Annotated in this window: 17 tRNA genes and 1 rRNA gene; all 18 read right to left on the minus strand. The window is 51.5% G+C overall.

Annotated features, from left to right (window positions below):
- Positions 1 to 169 precede the first annotated feature (169 nt).
- The 18 genes from EK386_RS19675 to rrf all read right to left on the minus strand — a co-directional run bounded on the left by EK386_RS19675 (position 170) and on the right by rrf (position 1,786).
- Positions 170 to 241, minus strand: a tRNA-Glu gene (locus EK386_RS19675).
- A 1-nt stretch (position 242) separates the two neighbouring features.
- Positions 243 to 317, minus strand: a tRNA-Asn gene (locus EK386_RS19680).
- Positions 318 to 326: 9 nt separating this feature from the next.
- A tRNA-Ile gene (locus EK386_RS19685) sits at positions 327 to 403 on the minus strand.
- A 5-nt stretch (positions 404 to 408) separates the two neighbouring features.
- Positions 409 to 482: transfer RNA gene (locus tag EK386_RS19690), tRNA-Gly, on the minus strand.
- 5 nt (positions 483 to 487) lie between these two features.
- Positions 488 to 563: transfer RNA gene (locus tag EK386_RS19695), tRNA-Phe, on the minus strand.
- 5 nt (positions 564 to 568) lie between these two features.
- Positions 569 to 644: transfer RNA gene (locus EK386_RS19700), tRNA-Asp, on the minus strand.
- An 18-nt stretch (positions 645 to 662) separates the two neighbouring features.
- Positions 663 to 755 (minus strand) — tRNA-Ser (locus tag EK386_RS19705).
- Between the two features lie 11 nt (positions 756 to 766).
- Positions 767 to 840 (minus strand) — tRNA-Met (locus EK386_RS19710).
- Between the two features lie 17 nt (positions 841 to 857).
- A tRNA-Ala gene (locus EK386_RS19715) sits at positions 858 to 933 on the minus strand.
- Positions 934 to 961: 28 nt separating this feature from the next.
- Positions 962 to 1,038 (minus strand) — tRNA-Pro (locus EK386_RS19720).
- Between the two features lie 6 nt (positions 1,039 to 1,044).
- Positions 1,045 to 1,121: transfer RNA gene (locus EK386_RS19725), tRNA-Arg, on the minus strand.
- A gap of 8 nt (positions 1,122 to 1,129) precedes the next feature.
- Positions 1,130 to 1,215, minus strand: a tRNA-Leu gene (locus tag EK386_RS19730).
- Between the two features lie 5 nt (positions 1,216 to 1,220).
- Positions 1,221 to 1,295 (minus strand) — tRNA-Gly (locus tag EK386_RS19735).
- A gap of 36 nt (positions 1,296 to 1,331) precedes the next feature.
- A tRNA-Lys gene (locus EK386_RS19740) sits at positions 1,332 to 1,406 on the minus strand.
- A 6-nt stretch (positions 1,407 to 1,412) separates the two neighbouring features.
- Positions 1,413 to 1,496 (minus strand) — tRNA-Tyr (locus tag EK386_RS19745).
- A gap of 10 nt (positions 1,497 to 1,506) precedes the next feature.
- Positions 1,507 to 1,579, minus strand: a tRNA-Thr gene (locus EK386_RS19750).
- A gap of 5 nt (positions 1,580 to 1,584) precedes the next feature.
- Positions 1,585 to 1,660: transfer RNA gene (locus EK386_RS19755), tRNA-Val, on the minus strand.
- A 10-nt stretch (positions 1,661 to 1,670) separates the two neighbouring features.
- Positions 1,671 to 1,786: ribosomal RNA gene (rrf, locus tag EK386_RS19760) — 5S ribosomal RNA — on the minus strand.
- Between the last annotated feature and the right edge of the window lie 7 nt (positions 1,787 to 1,793).

The raw sequence follows: 1,793 nt of genomic DNA on the forward strand, positions 1-1,793 counted from the left end.
TTGTTGGCATAAGAAAACACCTCCTTTGAATTTCATACCTTTATGGTACCGGGAGGTGTGATCAGATAATATGCGTTATTTGATTACGGGCTTACTTAGTAGATAACTAAAAATAGGAGAAAATTAAAAACACACTTAAGGTTATTGTACCTTAAGTGTGTTTACTGTATGACCCGTACGGGATTCGAACCCGTGTTACCGCCGTGAAAGGGCGGTGTCTTAACCACTTGACCAACGGGCCGTGGCTCCGAAGGTAGGACTCGAACCTACGACCAACCGGTTAACAGCCGGTTGCTCTACCACTGAGCTACTTCGGAATATTTAGATGGTGGGCCTAAATGGACTCGAACCATCGACCTCACGCTTATCAGGCGTGCGCTCTAACCAGCTGAGCTATAGGCCCCAATTTGGAGCGGGTGATGAGAATCGAACTCACGACATCAGCTTGGAAGGCTGAGGTTTTACCATTAAACTACACCCGCATTAATGGTGGGTCGAGACGGAATCGAACCGCCGACACTTTGAGCTTCAGTCAAATGCTCTACCAACTGAGCTATCGACCCATTAATGGCGGTCCCGACCGGGATCGAACCGGCGATCTCCTGCGTGACAGGCAGGCATGTTAACCGCTACACCACGGGACCAATAATTTTTTATATAAATGGCGGAGGAAGAGGGATTCGAACCCCCGCGCGGTTTAACCCGCCTGTCGGTTTTCAAGACCGATCCCTTCAGCCGAACTTGGGTATTCCTCCACATTATATAATGGCGGCAGAGGGGATCGAACCCCCGACCTTACGGGTATGAACCGTACGCTCTAGCCAGCTGAGCTACGCCGCCATGATACTATAAAATTTTGGTGGAGCCTAGCGGGATCGAACCGCTGACCTCCTGCGTGCAAGGCAGGCGCTCTCCCAGCTGAGCTAAGGCCCCAAAATGGTATATTTAGCTTAGTTTCACTTGGTCGAGAAGACAGGATTCGAACCTGCGACCCCTTGGTCCCAAACCAAGTGCTCTACCAAGCTGAGCTACTTCTCGCAAAATTGGCGCGCCCGGCAGAAGTCGAATCCACAACCTTCTGATCCGTAGTCAGACGCTCTATCCAATTGAGCTACGGGCGCTAAAATGATGCCGAGGACCGGAATCGAACCGGTACGGTAGTCACCTACCGCAGGATTTTAAGTCCTGTGCGTCTGCCAGTTCCGCCACCCCGGCACATTTGGAGCGGAAGACGAGGTTCGAACTCGCGACCCCCACCTTGGCAAGGTGGTGTTCTACCACTGAACTACTTCCGCATGTGCTTAAACAATTATCTAGCAGTTTAATAAAACTGGTGAGCCATGAAGGACTTGAACCTTCGACCCTCTGATTAAAAGTCAGATGCTCTACCACTGAGCTAATGGCTCCAAAAATGGTGGAGGGGGACGGATTCGAACCGCCGAACCCAAAGGAGCGGATTTACAGTCCGCCGCGTTTAGCCACTTCGCTACCCCTCCAAGGGTATGATGCCGGCGAAAGGAGTCGAACCCTCGACCTACTGATTACAAGTCAGTTGCTCTACCAACTGAGCTACACCGGCATATATGGTGGAGGATGACGGGCTCGAACCGCCGACCCCCTGCTTGTAAGGCAGGTGCTCTCCCAGCTGAGCTAATCCTCCTGGGTAAAATGCCTAGCAACGTCCTACTCTCACAGGGGGAAGCCCCCAACTACCATCGGCGCTAAAGAGCTTAACTTCCGTGTTCGGTATGGGAACGGGTGTGACCTCTTTGCCATCATCACTAGACTATTTA

Origin of the sequence: Lysinibacillus antri, from assembly GCF_003977595.1 — a bacterium.
Lineage (GTDB): Bacteria > Bacillota > Bacilli > Bacillales_A > Planococcaceae > Ureibacillus > Ureibacillus antri.